We start from the raw sequence: 13,924 nt of genomic DNA on the forward strand, positions 1-13,924 counted from the left end.
GCAGCGTCAGCAACGTCGCCACCACAATCCCGCCAATCATTGCGTAAGCCATCGGCCCCCAGAACACTTCCCGGGCAATCGGGATCATGCCCATGCTCGCCGCGGCGGCGGTCAGCAGGATCGGCCGGCGCCGGTGTTCGGTCGCTTCCACCACCGCATCCCAGGGCGCATAGCCTTTCTGCTCGAACTCATCGATCTGCGTCACCAAAATCACCGAGTTACGGATGATGATGCCGATCAGCGCCAGAATCCCCAGAATCGCCACGAAGCCCATCGGCGTACCGGTCGGCACCAGCGCCAGCACCACACCGATCAGCCCCAGCGGCGCGACACTCGCGACGAGGAACATCTTCTGCACGCTGTGCAACTGGATCATCAGGAAAGTCGCCATCAAAAACAGCATCAACGGCAAGACCTTGGCAATCGGCCCCTGGGCCTTGCCGCTCTCCTCGACCGTACCGCCGGTGGCGACTTTGTAGCCGACCGGCAGTTTCTCGGCGAAGGCATCAATCGATGGCTTGAGGATTTTCACCAGGTCGGTCGGCTGGATCTCGTCGCGTACCGAGGCCTTGATGGTGATGGTCGGCAAACGGTCGCGACGCCACACCAGCGGCTGCTCCAGTTCATAGCGCACGGTGGCGAACGCCAGCAGCGGAATCGACGTGCCGCTCGGGGTGACGATCTGCAGGTTTTGCAGGGTTTCCGGGGTGCCACGCTCGGAATCCACCGCACGCCCGACCACATTGATCAGGTAGATATCGTCATCGACCTGAGTCAACGGCGAACCGCTGACAATGCTGTTCATCAGCTTCGCCACGTCTTCGGACGACAGCCCGAGCTGGCGCGCCTTGTCCTGGGCGATATCGATACGCAGGACTTTGCCCGGCTCGTTCCAGTCGTAAATGATCTCGCCGATGTGCGAGTTCTTGTCCAGTTCGGTGGCCAGGTCGATGGCGTGCTTGCGCACCTGGTCGATGTCCTTGCCACTGATCCGGTACTGAATCGGACGTCCCACCGGCGGGCCCATTTCCAGCGCCTGGACGTAACTGCCGATGCCGACGAAGTCTTTGTGCAAGCGTTCGCGCAGGCGTTGGCTCAACGCCTCACGGGCCTCGAAATCCTTGCTGACGATCACCAGTTGCGCGTAGTACGGGTTTTGCAATTGTTGGTCGAGAGGCAGGTAGAAACGGATCGCGCCCTGACCGATGTAAGTGCTCCAGCGCACGATGTCCGGATCACCCTTGAGCGTCGCTTCGAGCTTGTCGACAGCTTTGCGGGTTTCGTCGATCGAGGCATTTTGCGGCAGGTTCAGGTCGACCAGAATTTCCGGGCGGTCCGATGCCGGGAAGAACTGGTTCTGCACAAAGCGCATGCAGAAAATCGACAGGGCAAACAGCAGCACGGTAATGCCGATCGCCCACCAGCGATTGCGCATGGCCCACAACAGGCCACCATTGAACGCGCGACCGATGCGGCCCGGCTCGGCCTCATGGGGTTTTACGTTGGCACTGAGAATGTGCACGCCAATCACCGGGGCGAAGAATACCGCCACCACCCACGACACCAGCATCGCCACGGCGATCACCGCGAACAGGGTGAAGGTGTACTCACCGGCGGAGCTGGCATTGAGGCCAATCGGCACGAAACCGGCCACTGTCACCAGTGTTCCCGTGAGCATCGGGAACGCCGTCGAGGTGTAAGCAAACGTCGCCGCCTGCTCACGGGTCTCGCCCATTTCCAGGCGCGTGACCATCATTTCCACGGTGATCATCGCGTCGTCCACCAGCAGGCCGAGGGCGATAATCAGTGCACCGAGGGAAATCCGCTGCATGGTGATGCCGCTGTATTCCATGAATACAAACACCATCGCCAGCACCAACGGGATCGAGCACGCCACCACCAGACCGGCACGCACGCCGAGACTGATAAAGCTCACCACCAGCACGATGATCACCGCCTCGAACAGCGCGCTGGTAAAGCCGCCGACAGCCTCTTCCACCACCACAGCCTGATCGGAAACGGTGTGCACGCCAACGCCCACTGGCAAGTCCGCCGTCAGCTCATCGATGCGTGTGTGCAGCGCCTTGCCGAACTCCTGAACGTTGCCGCCCTTCTGCATGGCAATGGCCAGACCGATGGCCGGTTTGCCGTCGAAGCGGAACTCCGGGGTGGCCGGGTCGACGTAACCACGGCTGATGTCGGCAATGTCGGCCAGACGATAGAAACGGTCATTGAGCTTGAGATTGACCTCGGCCAGATCCTTCTCCGAAGCGAACTGCCCCGAGGTGCGCACGGAAATCCGTTCGGGACCTGCTTCGATCACACCCGCCGGGGTCACGGCGTTTTGCGATTGCAGGCTCTGCACAACCTGACGTTGATCGATGCCCAGTGCAGCGAGTTTGCGCGTGGAGAAGTTGAGGTAAATCACTTCGTCCTGCTGGCCGACCATTTCGATCTTGCCCAGCCCCGGCACGTTGCGGATCTCGGCGCGGGCCTGCTCGACGTAGTCGCGCAACTGGCGCATGGTCAGGCCGTCAGCGGTGAACGCATACACCGAACCGAACACATCCCCGAATTCGTCGTTGAATCCCGGCCCCTGAATCCCCTGGGGAAACTGCCCGCGAATGTCATCGATCTTCTTGCGCACCTGGTACCAGATTTGCGGGATGTCCTTGGCACTGGTGGTGTCGCGCAGGTACACGTAGACCGTCGATTCACCCGGGCGCGTGTAGCTCTTCACGTAATCGAGGGAGTCGAGTTCTTCGAGTTTTTTCTCGATGCGGTCGGTGACCTGCTTGAGGGTTTCCTCCTGGGTCGCGCCCGGCCATTTGGTCTGGATCACCATGGTCTTGATGGTGAAGGACGGGTCTTCTTCGCGTCCCAGATTGAAGTACGAGAACACGCCCATCAGCAACGCGACGAACATCAGGTACCAGACGAATGACTGATGCTTGAGGGCCCATTCGGAGAGGTTGAAAGAGCCTTTCATTGACTGTCCTCGTCAAGTTTTACCGATTGCCCGGGATTGAGACTGTTGACGCCGGCGCTGACCACGCGCTCGCCGTTCTTCACGCCGCCCGCCAGCACCACGCTGCTGTCGCTGCGACTGACCACCGTGATGTCGCGCGGGCTGACGGTTTTGTTTTGCGTATCGATTACCCAGATCCGCGATTTGCCGTCGACCTCCTGCAGCGCGGTGACGGGCAACTCGATGCGTGGTTTGATCGCCGAACTCAAGGTCACGCTGATCGCCGTGCCGAGGCGGAAGCCGTCCGGCGTGTCGGCCAGGGTCAGGCGCGCGCGCCGCGTGCGCGTAGCGCTTTGCGCCTGCGGCTCGATCTCGCGGATGACCGCGGTGGTGTTGATACTCGGGTCGAGTTGCGCAGCCACGGCAAACACCACGTCGCTGGGAATCTGGTCGACCAGGGTGTCCGGCAGATCGATCACCGCTTCCTTGATGTCCGGTTGCGCCAGGGTCACCACTTGCTGGCCGGCGGTGACGACCTGCCCGGCCTCGGCGTTCCACGCGGTGACCACGGCGCGGTGGTCAGAGCGCAATTCGGTGTAGCCGAGCTGGTCCTTGCTCTGATTGACCGCCGCGCGCGCCTGATCCAGCGAGGCCTGGGTGGTTTTCAGATCGGTCGTGGCAATGTCCAGTTGTGCCTGCGCACCGACGCCGCGATCGAACAGCGCCTGCTGACGGCGCGCGTTGGCCTGGGCGTTGATCAGCTGCGCCTGGACTTTCGCCAGATCGCCCTGAGCCGAGCGCAACTGGTTTTGCTGATCGGACGGGTCGAGGGTGGCAAGCAGCGTGCCCTTCTCCACTTCGGCGCCGACATCGACGTTACGGCTGGCTATACGGCCACCGACGCGAAAACCGGTGTTGCTCTCGTAGCGCGCCTGAATACTGCCGGCAAAGCGCCCGAGATTTTCTTCACTCAAGGCCTCAACCTTGACCGACAGCACCGGGCGCACCGGCTCCGGCGGAGGTTCTTTCTTTGAGCAGGCGGCCAACAACACAGCCATGGGTAACAGCCACAGACGCTTCATGGCTGTGCTCCCGGTTGCAGATCCTTGTAGGTGTTTTCGGCGATCTCGACTTTCATCCCCGGGTGCAGCAATTGCCCACCGGCGACGATGACTTTTTCGCCACCCTTGAGGCCTTCGCTGATGATGACTTTGCCGGTCAGGTAACGGCCGACCGTGACCGTATGCAGTTGCGCCTCGCCCTTGTCGTCGACCATCCACACCGCCGGGTCGCTGACGTTTTTGGTCAGCGCCGACCACGGCAGTTCAACCGCCGACTGACCCGAGCCTTTGGCCGTGGCACTGACCACTGAACCGAGCTGCATGCCCGGCGGCAGTTTGTCGAGGGTGACTTTGACTTGTACGGTGCCGGACTGCGCCGACACCGCCGGGGTGACTTCGCGCACGGTGCCGGTGGTTTTGATTTCGGGATTGTCGAGCAGGCTGACGGTGATCTTGTTGTCCGCTGGCCGCTCGGCCAGCAGTGATTCATAAACGTTGAACACCGCGTCGCGATCGCCATCGCGGGCCAGGCTGAAAATCGGCGCAGTGGCCTGCACGACCTGGCCGACTTCGGCCTGACGCTCGGTAATCACGCCCGGCGCATCAGCGATCAGCGCGGTGTAGCTGAGCTGATCCTTAGCGTTGGCCAATTGCGCCTGCGCCGCGCTCAAGGCGCTCTGACTGCTGCGCAACGCGGCTTGGGCGGAATCGTATTCGCTCTGGCTGGTGTAACCCTTGGGCAAGAGTTTTTGCTGGCGCACGAACGCTGCAGCGCTCTGTTTCACCCGGGCTTGCTCAGCGACGACCTGGGCCTGGGCCGAATCGACGTTGGTCTGCAAATCCTTGGGATCAAGTTTGGCCAGCACCTGTTTGGCGGTGACCCGGTCGCCTACGTCGACCATGCGCTGGATGATCTTGCCGCCAACACGGAACGACAATTCGGTCTGCACGCGCGCCTGCACGTCACCGGTCAACGTCACCGAAGCCGCGTAATCCGTGGGTTTGACTTCCTGTACAAAGACCCTGGGCAGGTATTCCTCAGGGGCCTTTTTCTCGCCGCAGGCGGTCAGCAGGGTGAACAGACTCAGCATGACCGCTGTTTTCAATCCGGGACTCGCCATGCAGACTCCTTCCTGTGTACGAACGTGCAAGTGACGATACGACTGTGAGCTTAGAACAGGGTTCAACGTTCGCCCGTTCGATCCCCATATTTCCCTGTAGGAGCTGCCGCAGGCTGCGATCTTTTAATCTTTTAAAAACAACATCAAAAGATCGCAGCCTGCGGCAGCTCCTACAATCAGGCGCCTCAAGAGAAGGAATTCCATGCTCAATACTCTCGCGGTGGCCAATTACCGCTCGATCAACAAACTGGTGATTCCGCTCGGCCGGCTGAACCTGATCACCGGCCCCAACGGCAGCGGCAAGTCCAACCTCTACCGGGCCTTGCGCCTGCTTGCCGAAACCGCTCAGGGCGGCGTGGTCAATGCGCTGGCCCGTGAGGGTGGGCTGGATTCGACGTTCTGGGCCGGGCCGGAAACCATCAGCCGGCGCATGCGCAATGGTGAAGTGCCGATCCAGTCGACGGTTCGCCAAAGCGTGAAGCGTCTGCGCCTGGGGTTCGCCGGGGAAGATTTCAGTTACTCGATCAGCCTGGGGCTGCCCGACTCCAACGGTCACTTCATGCTGCCCGAGCATTCGCACCCCATTCCCTCGCGATTCAGTCTCGATCCGCAGATCAAGCGCGAGTGCATCTGGGCCGGCGCGCTCTACCGCCCCGCCAGCCTGCTGGTGGATCGCGACGGCCCGATGATCCGCGCACGCGCCGAGCGCAAATGGGATGTGCTGGCGCAGCACACACCGAATTTCGACAGTCTGTTTGATCAGGTCGGTAGCCTGCGCAGCTCGCCGGAAGTATTCCAGATGCGCGAGTTCATTCGCCGCTGGCGCTTTTATGATCACTTTCGCAGCGATGCCGATGCGCCGGTGCGTCAGCCACAATTGGGCACACGCACGCCGGTGCTGCATCACGACGGCCGAGATCTGGCGGCGGCGTTGCAGACCATCATCGAAATCGGTGATGGCGATGCCCTGCGGGCGGCGATTACCGATGCGTTTCCTGGCGCACGGGTGCATATCGAAGCGCAGGCCGGTGGGAGGTTTGCCATCGAGTTCTATCAGGAAGGTTTACTGCGTCCATTGTCGGTGGCGGAGCTGTCAGACGGGACGTTGCGTTATCTGCTGTTGGTTGCGGCGCTACTGACGCCAAGGCCGCCGTCGCTGATGGTGCTGAACGAACCTGAAACCAGCCTGCACCCCGATCTGTTGCCGGCGTTGGCGCGGTTGATTATCCGTGCCTCAGAGCAGTGTCAGGTGTGGGTGGTGTCCCATGCGCGGCGGTTGATTTCGGCGTTGCAGCAAGACCCGGAGTGCAACTGCATTGTGCTGGAGAAAACCCTGGGGCAGACCGGGATGGTCGGGCAGCGGGTGCTGGATGAGCCGGCTTGGAACTGGCCGGATTAAAAGCCCCTCACCCTAACCCTCTCCCAGAGGGAGAGGGGACTGATTGGGGGATGCTGGTGAATAACGCCGACCTGAAAATGCTTCTGTGAATCCATAACCGACTCGGTTTGTCAGGTCGATGTCCAATGCAAAACAACTCGGTCGGCTCTCTCTCCCTCCGGAGAGGGCTGGGGTGAGGGGCAGGCCTCACCACCGATTCAACAGGCAATCACCCCTGCCACTTGCCACCCTCGACAATCACGCTCTCAGGCTTGGTGTCATCGCTCAGCTCTTTACGCACATATTGGTCGTACAGCTTGAGCAAATACTTCTCCTCACCCAGCTTGGTCAGCTCGCTATTCACCCAGTCACGCAGCTCGATATTGCCCTTCTTCACCGCCGGCGCAATCGGCGCTTCGGCACCGAGTTTTTCATCCAGCACGCGATAGCCCGGGTTCTGCTTGGCCCAGCTGAACAGCACCAGATTGTCCTGCGCATAGGCATCGCCACGACCATTGGCCAGGGCTTGCAGCGACTCGGAGTTCTTCTCGAACTTGAGCAGTTTCCAGTCCGGGTGATTCTTGGTCAGCCAGATATCGGCGGTGGTGCCCGTAGTGACGATGGTGGTGCGGGTCGCCAGGTCATCAAGGTTTTTCACCGCGCTGCTTTGCGGCACCAGCGCCTGCACCGCGACCTTGAGATTCGGATTGGTGAACTCCACCGCTTCCTTGCGCTCCGGGGTCACGGTCATGTTGGCGAGGATCAGGTCGACCTTGTCGCTTTGCAGAAATGGAATACGGCTCGCCGGTTCAACAGCGACGAACTCGACCTTGTTTTCATCGCCGAGCAGATCCTTGGCGAAACGGCGGCCGATGTCGGTATCGAAGCCAACGTAACGCCCGGCCTGATCGACAAATCCGAAGGGCGGTTTATCGGTAAAGACGCCGACGATCAATTTGTCGCGGGCCTTGATCTTGTCCAGATAACCGGCCGGCGCGGTGCTTTCGCTGGCGACTTTCGGCTTCGGCGGTTCTTCGGTTTTGCTGCAACCGGCAAGCAAGGCAAGGCTGAGCAGAGGCAGTAAAAAAGCGGCAGTTTTCATAACAGTTCCAGTTCCTTTGTCGGATTCGTTTTGGGCAGTGTTGCCACGAAGGAGAACTTCTCCAGAAACTGCTGCGCGCGTGCGGTTTGCGGGTTCGTAAAGAAAATCTCGGGCGGGTTCTGTTCAAGGATGCGCCCGGCATCCATGAACACAATGCGGTCGGCCACCGCGCGGGCGAAGGCCATTTCATGGGTGACGATCAACAGGGTCATGCCTTCGCGGGCCAGGCCCTGAATGACCTGCAAAACTTCCTTGACCATTTCCGGATCAAGGGCTGCGGTAACTTCGTCGAAGAGCATCACGCGCGGGTTCATACACAACGAACGAACGATGGCGATGCGTTGCTGCTGGCCGCCGGAGAGCTGACGCGGGAAAGCATCGCGCTTGTCCGCCAGCCCCACGCGTTCGAGCAAGGCTTCAGCTTGTTGCTGCGCTTCGCGGCGTTGACGCTTCTGCACCTTGAGCGGGCCAAGCAACAAGTTGTCGAGCACGCTCATGTGCGGGAACAGGTGATAACTCTGGAACACCATGCCGATCTGCTGGCGGATCTCGCGCCAGTCGGTGGCCTTGTCCAGCAGTTCGCGGCCGACAAATTTCAGGCTGCCGCTGTGGGCCTCTTCCAGGCCATTGAGGCAACGCAGCAAGGTGCTTTTGCCGCAGCCGCTGGGGCCGAGGATGACGATCACTTCGCCGCTCTGCACCTGCAGGTCGATGCCGTTGAGCACCTGTTGCTCGCCGTAGAATTTGTTGAAACCGTGAAACTCGATCAATGCGCTCATGCTTGCGTCCAGCGCCGCTCCAGCACGCGCGAAGCGGCCGAGAGCGGGTAGCAGATGAAAAAGAAAAACAGGAACAGCGCGCCGTAGATCAGCACCGATTCGTAGGTGCGTTCGATGATCTGCTGGCCGACTTTGATCACGTCGACCACACCGATGAGCACCGCCAGCGAGCTGGTCTTGATGATTCGCGTGTAGACGTTGATGGTCGGCGGCGTCATGCGTTTCAGCGCTTGCGGCAGCAACACGTAGCCGTAGAGTTGCGCGGTGTTCAAACCAATCGAAAGCCCTGCTTCGCGCTGCCCGCGTGGCAACGAATGCAACGCACCGCGCGCCACTTCACCCACCTCGCTGGCGCCCCACAGCGACAGCACCAGCACCGCGCACCAGAAACTCGGCAGGCTCAGGCCAAAAAAGATCGGTAAGCCGAAGAACAGCAGGTACAACCAGACCAGCACCGGAATCGCCCGGAACAACTCCAGATAGGCCCGCAGGAGCGCGTTCAGCCAGGTCACGTTGAGCGTGCGCAGCACGCCGTAGAGCACGCCGCCAACGGTGCTGATGGCGATGCTCAGAAACGAGATCGACAGGGTTTGCCCGGCACCTTTGGCCAATTGCGGCAACGACACCCAGAGCAGTTCAAGACCCGAACTGGCCATGCTGGAGCCTCCTTTCCAGGCGGCTGAGCAGCAACGACAGCGGCAAGAACAGCAGCACGCAGATCAGCGTCAGCACGGCGAGCATTTCGTAGGTTTTGTAGTAGAGCGCGATGTAGCTTTTGGTGGTGTAGAGAATTTCCGGCACGGCCACCGCCGAAACCACGGTGGTTTCCTTGAGCAGGAAAATGAAATTGGCGAACAGCGACGGCAGGCTGAGAATCCCCGCTTGCGGCAGGATCACGTAGCGCAGCAACTGACCATGGGACAGGCCAATCGAACGCCCCGACTCCAGTTGCGCCTGCGGCACCGCATCGACACCCGCACGCAACACTTCGGTGAGGTAAGCGCCGCCGAGAAAGGTCATGGTGATGATCGCGGCAGTGAAACCGGAGACCTTGATGCCCAGCGCCGGCAAGGCGAAGTAGACGAAAAACAACTGGATCAGCAGCGGCGTGTTGCGCGCCAGTTCCACATACAGGCCGACCAGTTTTTGCAGGTACGGCGTGCGGAACACCAGAATCGTCGCGTTGAGCAGCGCCACCAGCAGCGAAGTACCAATGGCAATAAACCCGACCTGCAACGTCACGCCCACGGCTTTGAGAAACGCCGGCAGGGTACTGAGGATAAATGCGTAATCGAAGGTCATGAAACGTCCTGAACGCCGCTCGGTAAGCGACGGTGGTGCAGTCCATGGACAGCGGGTGGCTGTCCGGCAGACACCGACTTTATAGGTATAAAAAAAAGAATTTAAATACCGTTAAAGCATATTGATATCACCCAAAAAACTATCTTGTGGGTTTGCCGGGAAGGAATAAGAAGGCTATTTTCCTTTGCGCTGTAGGAAGGATCTTTTTTTCATGAAAGCCCTCCAAGGACGAACAGCTTTTGGCCAGACTCCCCCGGCCAATTACATAACAAGGAAGAGAACATGGACGTAAAAGTGCCGCAGCGACTGGATCCGCAGGAGATTGTGAAATTGTTGGTGGCGTTGCGCCGAGCGTTGAAGGCCACAGCGTAAATCAAAAGCCCCTCACCCCAACCCTCTCCCGGAGGGAGAGGGAGCCGACCGAAGTGTCTGGCGATTAACATCGACCTGAAAGATCGAGTCGATTATGGATTCAGCTAAAGATCTTTCACGTCGGCGTACTTCCACAGCATCCCCCAATCAGCCCCCCTCTCCCTGAGGGATAGGGAGCCGACCGAGTCGTATGGCGTTTGACATCGACCTGAGAGATCGAGTCGATTATGGATTCAGCTAAGATCTTTCACGTCGGCGTACTTCCACAGCATCCCCCAATCAGTTCCCCCTCTCCCTGAGGGATAGGGAGCCGACCGAGTCGTATGGCGTTTGACATCGACCTGAGAGATCGAGTCGATTATGGATTCAGCTAAGATCTTTCACGTCGGCGTACTTCCACAGCATCCCCCAATCAGTTCCCTCTCCCTCTGGGAGAGGGTTAGGGTGAGGGGCTTTTCAACGCACACACAAAAACGCCGATGACCATCACTGGCCATCGGCGTTTTCATACCTTGAAGGGATTCACTCAAGCGTCAGATCAGAACGCCGGCAGTACTGCGCCGTTGTACTTCTTCTCAATGAACGCTTTGACTTCCGGGCTGGTCAGGGCTTTGGCCAGTTTCTGGATCGCGTCGCTGTTCTTGTTGTCCTCACGGGCCACCAGGAAGTTCACGTACGGCGAGTCAGAACCTTCGATCACCAGCGCATCTTTCTGCGGATTCAACTTGGCTTCCAGCGCGTAGTTGGTGTTGATCATGTCCAGATCAACTTCCTTCAGAACGCGTGGCAGCAGGGCCGATTCCAGTTCCTTGAACTTGAAGTTGTGCGGGTTCTTGGCGATATCTTTCGGCGTTGCCACGGCGTTTTTCGGGTCTTTCAGCTCGATCAGGCCAGCCTTCTGCAGCAGGATCAGTGCGCGGCCGCTGTTGCTGCCTTCGTTCGGGATAGCAATGGTGGCGCCGTCCGGCAGTTCAGCCAGGGTCTTGTACTTGCTCGAGTAGCCACCGAACGGTTCAACGTGCACGCCCTGCACGGTCACCAGGTACTTGGCCTTGTCGTCCTTGTACTTACCGGCGTTGAAGCTGTCCAGGTAAGGCTTGGTCTGAAAGTAGTTGGCGTCCAGACGCTTCTCGCCCACTTGTACGTTCGGCTGAACGTAGTCGGTGAAGACTTTGATTTCCAGATCCACGCCTTCTTTGGCCAGGGTCGGTTTGATCAGCTCGAGAATTTCAGCGTGTGGTACCGGCGTCGCGGCAACCACCAGTTTCTCGCCGGCATTGGCCAGGGACGCAGTCAGAGCAGCCGCCAATGCGGTAAACAACAGAACCTTTTTCATGCAGTGTCCTTATCGAAAATCACGGTCGTCATCGACGACGGCATTTAATACGTGTGCCAGTGAAGTGACATCGCTGGCGTGGGTCGGACAATACCGGGATTTTTTATTACCGGACAATAACGTTTATTCAGCTTCATATTCCATTTTGTTCATGTTGAACAAAACGGTTACAAGCCCTCACTCAAACGAATCAGCAAATCTTTCAATGCCTTACGCTCAGCGACGCTACCGCCGATGTTGATTTGTGCCACCAGCCGTTCGATCTGAAGCTGCGGCCCAGACGCCTCGGGGAGGTTCAAGTGCTCCGGCAGAATCTCGTCGCCCGTGCTCACCAGCAACGCGAAATGAATGACGTTTTCCAGCTCACGGGTATTGCCCGGCCAACTGTGTTGTTCGAGCACATGCTGCGCCGCTTCGCTAATCAGCGGCACAGGGAGATCAAGGCGCTGGCTGTAGATGCCTAAAAAGTACTCGGCCAGCGACAGGATATCGCCGGTGCGCGCGCGTAACGCCGGCAACTCGAGATGGCCTTCGCTGAGATAGTGATAAAGCCGCTCGTGGAATTTCCCGGCGTCCACCGCTTGCGCCAGATCAATGCTGGTGGCCGCGACCAGGCGCACATCCACGGGACTTGGCTGAGGCGCACCGACACGGGTGACTTCGTGATTCTCCAATGCCGCGAGCAATTTGATTTGAATCGGCAGCGGCAGATCGCCGATTTCATCCAGATACAAGGTGCCGCCATTGGCCGAACCGAACCAGCCTGCACGGCTGCTGGCCGAGCCGCTGTAACTGCCGGCAGCGTAGCCGAACAACTCGGCATCGGCGTAGGTCGGGCTGATCGCTCCGCAATTGACCGAAACGAACAGACCGCTGCGGTCACTGGCGCGATGGATGTGCCGGGCGAGCAATTCTTTACCCGTACCGGTCTCGCCGCGAATCAATACTGAAATCGAACGCGGCGCCAGTTGCTCCAGTTCTTCGCGCAACTGACGCGAGCGCGGATCGACGAACACCAGCGCCTTGGCGCGAATACTCAGGGGGCTTTTTTCCGCATCGGGAAAGGTCAGCAACGGCTGACCGAAGGTTTCGAAACTCATGGCAGACTCCCGCCCAAAACCGCCGGCAGACGGGGGCGTTGAAAGAAATAAAAATCAGGCGCGACGGCGGGCGTGGTGTTCCATGCGGTTTTGCAGGCGATAGAGATAAGCAAAACCCTGCTCCCAACGCTGATGCCCGGACTTGACGTTGATGTGTCCGGCACCGGCGAGAATCCCCGCCTCGGCGCCCCAGTTACGCGCCAGCTCAAGCGCTCGCGGCGCACTCACGGCGGCGTCGTTGTCGGAGCTGACGACCTGGCTCGGGAACGGCAGCAGATCGCTCGGGATCGGCGCGAAATTGCGCAGCGCCGGCGCGCAGGCCGGACGCTCGACATCCGCTGGTGCGACCAGCAAGGCCCCGCGGACCTGACGCAGGTATTGCAGCGGCGCCGTGGCTGCCCAATGGGCCACAGTGATGCAGCCCAGGCTATGGGCGATAAGGATGACCGGCGTGCTGTCGGCGGCGATCGCCTCGGCCAGCGCCGCGACCCAGTCTTCACGACGCGGCGTCAGCCAATCGGCCTGCTCGACCCGCGCGCTGTTCGGCAGGCTGTTCTGCCAATGGGTTTGCCAATGATCTTCTGGCGATCCTTGCCAGCCCGGCACAATCAGGTAGCGGATTGATTCGTTGCGCATGGGGAGCTCTCCTGCGTCGTGTCTGTTCCTGAACGAGTATAGGGAGGGGATTTATATTCGCTAAGGAATAAGAAGCTATTTATTAAGATCTGAAATGAATATGAGATTTGTGCATGGCTGGAAATCTTTTCCCCCTCAACCCCAGCCCTCTCCCCCATGGGGGCGAGGGGGGAAGGGAGCCGATCTTCATGCCGTTCAAATCTTGAGTTCTTCTCGAAATATCAGGTCGGCGTACCTCAAACAATCACCTCGGTCAGTTCCCTCTCCCTCCGGGAGAGGGTTAGGGTGAGGGGCTTTTCCATATGCCAGAAATAAAAAAAGGGCCGCACCCTGCCAAGGAGACGGCCCCGGAAAAACGTTGTATCTGTCAGCGCGCAGTAATCACCGACAACTTGGTAATCCCCGCCCGTTCAATCGAAGCCATGGCGCGCGCCACTTCGCCGTAGTTCACCCCGTCATCGGCCTGCAACTGCACGCGCACTTCCGGGTCTTTGGCCTTGGCCGACTTGAGGTTGAATTCCAGCAAGTCCGGCTGAATCTCGTCCTTGTTGATAAACAGCTTGCCGGCACCATCGATGCTCACCACCAGCGGGTCCTTCTGCTCGACCGGCGCCACGGCTTCGGTCTTCGGCAGATTGATCGGGATCGCGTTGGTCAGCAGCGGTGCGGTAACGATAAAAACCACCAGCAGCACCAGCATCACGTCCACCAGCGGCGTCACGTTGATCTCGCTGAGTACCTCATCACTGTCCTGCGTGGAGAAGGCCAT

General features: G+C 59.5%; 12 protein-coding genes. 1 reads left to right on the top strand and 11 read right to left on the bottom strand.

Features of this window, described 5'->3' with window-relative positions:
* The 3 genes from M9827_RS18050 to M9827_RS18060 all read right to left on the bottom strand — a co-directional run.
* Positions 1-2,989, bottom strand: a 2,989-nt coding sequence (locus M9827_RS18050; RefSeq protein WP_250606450.1) for an efflux RND transporter permease subunit, incomplete at its 3' end; no start/stop codon positions are given.
* Entirely contained in the window at positions 2,986-4,050 is a 1,065-nt protein-coding gene (locus tag M9827_RS18055) for an efflux RND transporter periplasmic adaptor subunit (RefSeq protein WP_250606451.1), read from the bottom strand. The genes M9827_RS18055 and M9827_RS18050, both read right to left, overlap by 4 nt.
* Positions 4,047-5,150 carry an efflux RND transporter periplasmic adaptor subunit gene (locus M9827_RS18060; protein WP_250606452.1) on the bottom strand — a complete coding sequence of 368 codons (1,104 nt, stop codon included), beginning with the start codon at positions 5,148-5,150 and terminating at the stop codon, positions 4,047-4,049. Before M9827_RS18060 ends, M9827_RS18055 begins: the two co-directional genes overlap by 4 nt.
* 202 nt (positions 5,151-5,352) lie before the next feature.
* Between M9827_RS18060 and M9827_RS18065 the strand changes: the two genes are divergently transcribed.
* A complete protein-coding gene (locus tag M9827_RS18065; RefSeq protein WP_250606453.1) occupies positions 5,353-6,549 on the top strand; it encodes an AAA family ATPase in 1,197 nt (398 codons plus the stop codon).
* A gap of 208 nt (positions 6,550-6,757) precedes the next feature.
* Here M9827_RS18065 and M9827_RS18070 read toward each other — a convergent pair whose 3' ends face one another.
* From M9827_RS18070 to M9827_RS18105, 8 genes are all read right to left on the bottom strand, one after another.
* Complete coding sequence (locus M9827_RS18070) at positions 6,758-7,630, bottom strand: transporter substrate-binding domain-containing protein (RefSeq protein WP_250606454.1); 873 nt, start codon at positions 7,628-7,630, stop codon at positions 6,758-6,760.
* Positions 7,627-8,409, bottom strand: coding sequence for an amino acid ABC transporter ATP-binding protein (locus M9827_RS18075; RefSeq protein WP_250606455.1), 783 nt, complete (start codon positions 8,407-8,409; stop codon positions 7,627-7,629). The genes M9827_RS18070 and M9827_RS18075 overlap by 4 nt, the downstream gene beginning before the upstream one ends.
* Entirely contained in the window at positions 8,406-9,065 is a 660-nt protein-coding gene (locus tag M9827_RS18080; protein WP_250606456.1) for an amino acid ABC transporter permease, read from the bottom strand. The genes M9827_RS18075 and M9827_RS18080 overlap by 4 nt, the downstream gene beginning before the upstream one ends.
* Positions 9,046-9,711, bottom strand: coding sequence for an amino acid ABC transporter permease (locus tag M9827_RS18085; protein WP_123375646.1), 666 nt, complete (start codon positions 9,709-9,711; stop codon positions 9,046-9,048). The genes M9827_RS18080 and M9827_RS18085 overlap by 20 nt, the downstream gene beginning before the upstream one ends.
* A gap of 910 nt (positions 9,712-10,621) precedes the next feature.
* Positions 10,622-11,419: a MetQ/NlpA family ABC transporter substrate-binding protein gene (locus M9827_RS18090; protein WP_250606457.1), complete on the bottom strand. Its 798-nt coding sequence runs from the start codon at positions 11,417-11,419 to the stop codon at positions 10,622-10,624.
* Positions 11,420-11,586: 167 nt separating this feature from the next.
* Complete coding sequence (locus M9827_RS18095) at positions 11,587-12,519, bottom strand: sigma 54-interacting transcriptional regulator (protein ID WP_250606458.1); 933 nt, start codon at positions 12,517-12,519, stop codon at positions 11,587-11,589.
* Between the two features lie 54 nt (positions 12,520-12,573).
* Entirely contained in the window at positions 12,574-13,155 is a 582-nt protein-coding gene (locus M9827_RS18100) for an alpha/beta hydrolase (protein WP_100846608.1), read from the bottom strand.
* Between the two features lie 367 nt (positions 13,156-13,522).
* Complete coding sequence (locus M9827_RS18105) at positions 13,523-13,924, bottom strand: ExbD/TolR family protein (protein WP_003220570.1); 402 nt, start codon at positions 13,922-13,924, stop codon at positions 13,523-13,525.

Source organism: Pseudomonas sp. AKS31, assembly GCF_023634765.1.
In the GTDB taxonomy this organism is placed as follows: domain Bacteria; phylum Pseudomonadota; class Gammaproteobacteria; order Pseudomonadales; family Pseudomonadaceae; genus Aquipseudomonas.

Excerpts from the sequence above, each read along its gene's own strand:
- M9827_RS18100 (WP_100846608.1), bottom strand. The coding sequence starts at position 13,155 with ATGCGCAACGAATCAATCCGCTACCTGATTGTGCCGGGCTGGCAAGGA.
- M9827_RS18085 (WP_123375646.1), bottom strand. The coding sequence starts at position 9,711 with ATGACCTTCGATTACGCATTTATCCTCAGTACCCTGCCGGCGTTTCTC.
- M9827_RS18080 (WP_250606456.1), bottom strand. The coding sequence starts at position 9,065 with ATGGCCAGTTCGGGTCTTGAACTGCTCTGGGTGTCGTTGCCGCAATTG.
- M9827_RS18095 (WP_250606458.1), bottom strand. The coding sequence starts at position 12,519 with ATGAGTTTCGAAACCTTCGGTCAGCCGTTGCTGACCTTTCCCGATGCG.
- M9827_RS18055 (WP_250606451.1), bottom strand. The coding sequence starts at position 4,050 with ATGAAGCGTCTGTGGCTGTTACCCATGGCTGTGTTGTTGGCCGCCTGC.
- M9827_RS18070 (WP_250606454.1), bottom strand. The coding sequence starts at position 7,630 with ATGAAAACTGCCGCTTTTTTACTGCCTCTGCTCAGCCTTGCCTTGCTT.
- M9827_RS18090 (WP_250606457.1), bottom strand. The coding sequence starts at position 11,419 with ATGAAAAAGGTTCTGTTGTTTACCGCATTGGCGGCTGCTCTGACTGCG.
- M9827_RS18105 (WP_003220570.1), bottom strand. The coding sequence starts at position 13,924 with ATGGCCTTCTCCACGCAGGACAGTGATGAGGTACTCAGCGAGATCAAC.
- M9827_RS18060 (WP_250606452.1), bottom strand. The coding sequence starts at position 5,150 with ATGGCGAGTCCCGGATTGAAAACAGCGGTCATGCTGAGTCTGTTCACC.
- M9827_RS18065 (WP_250606453.1), top strand. The coding sequence starts at position 5,353 with ATGCTCAATACTCTCGCGGTGGCCAATTACCGCTCGATCAACAAACTG.
- M9827_RS18075 (WP_250606455.1), bottom strand. The coding sequence starts at position 8,409 with ATGAGCGCATTGATCGAGTTTCACGGTTTCAACAAATTCTACGGCGAG.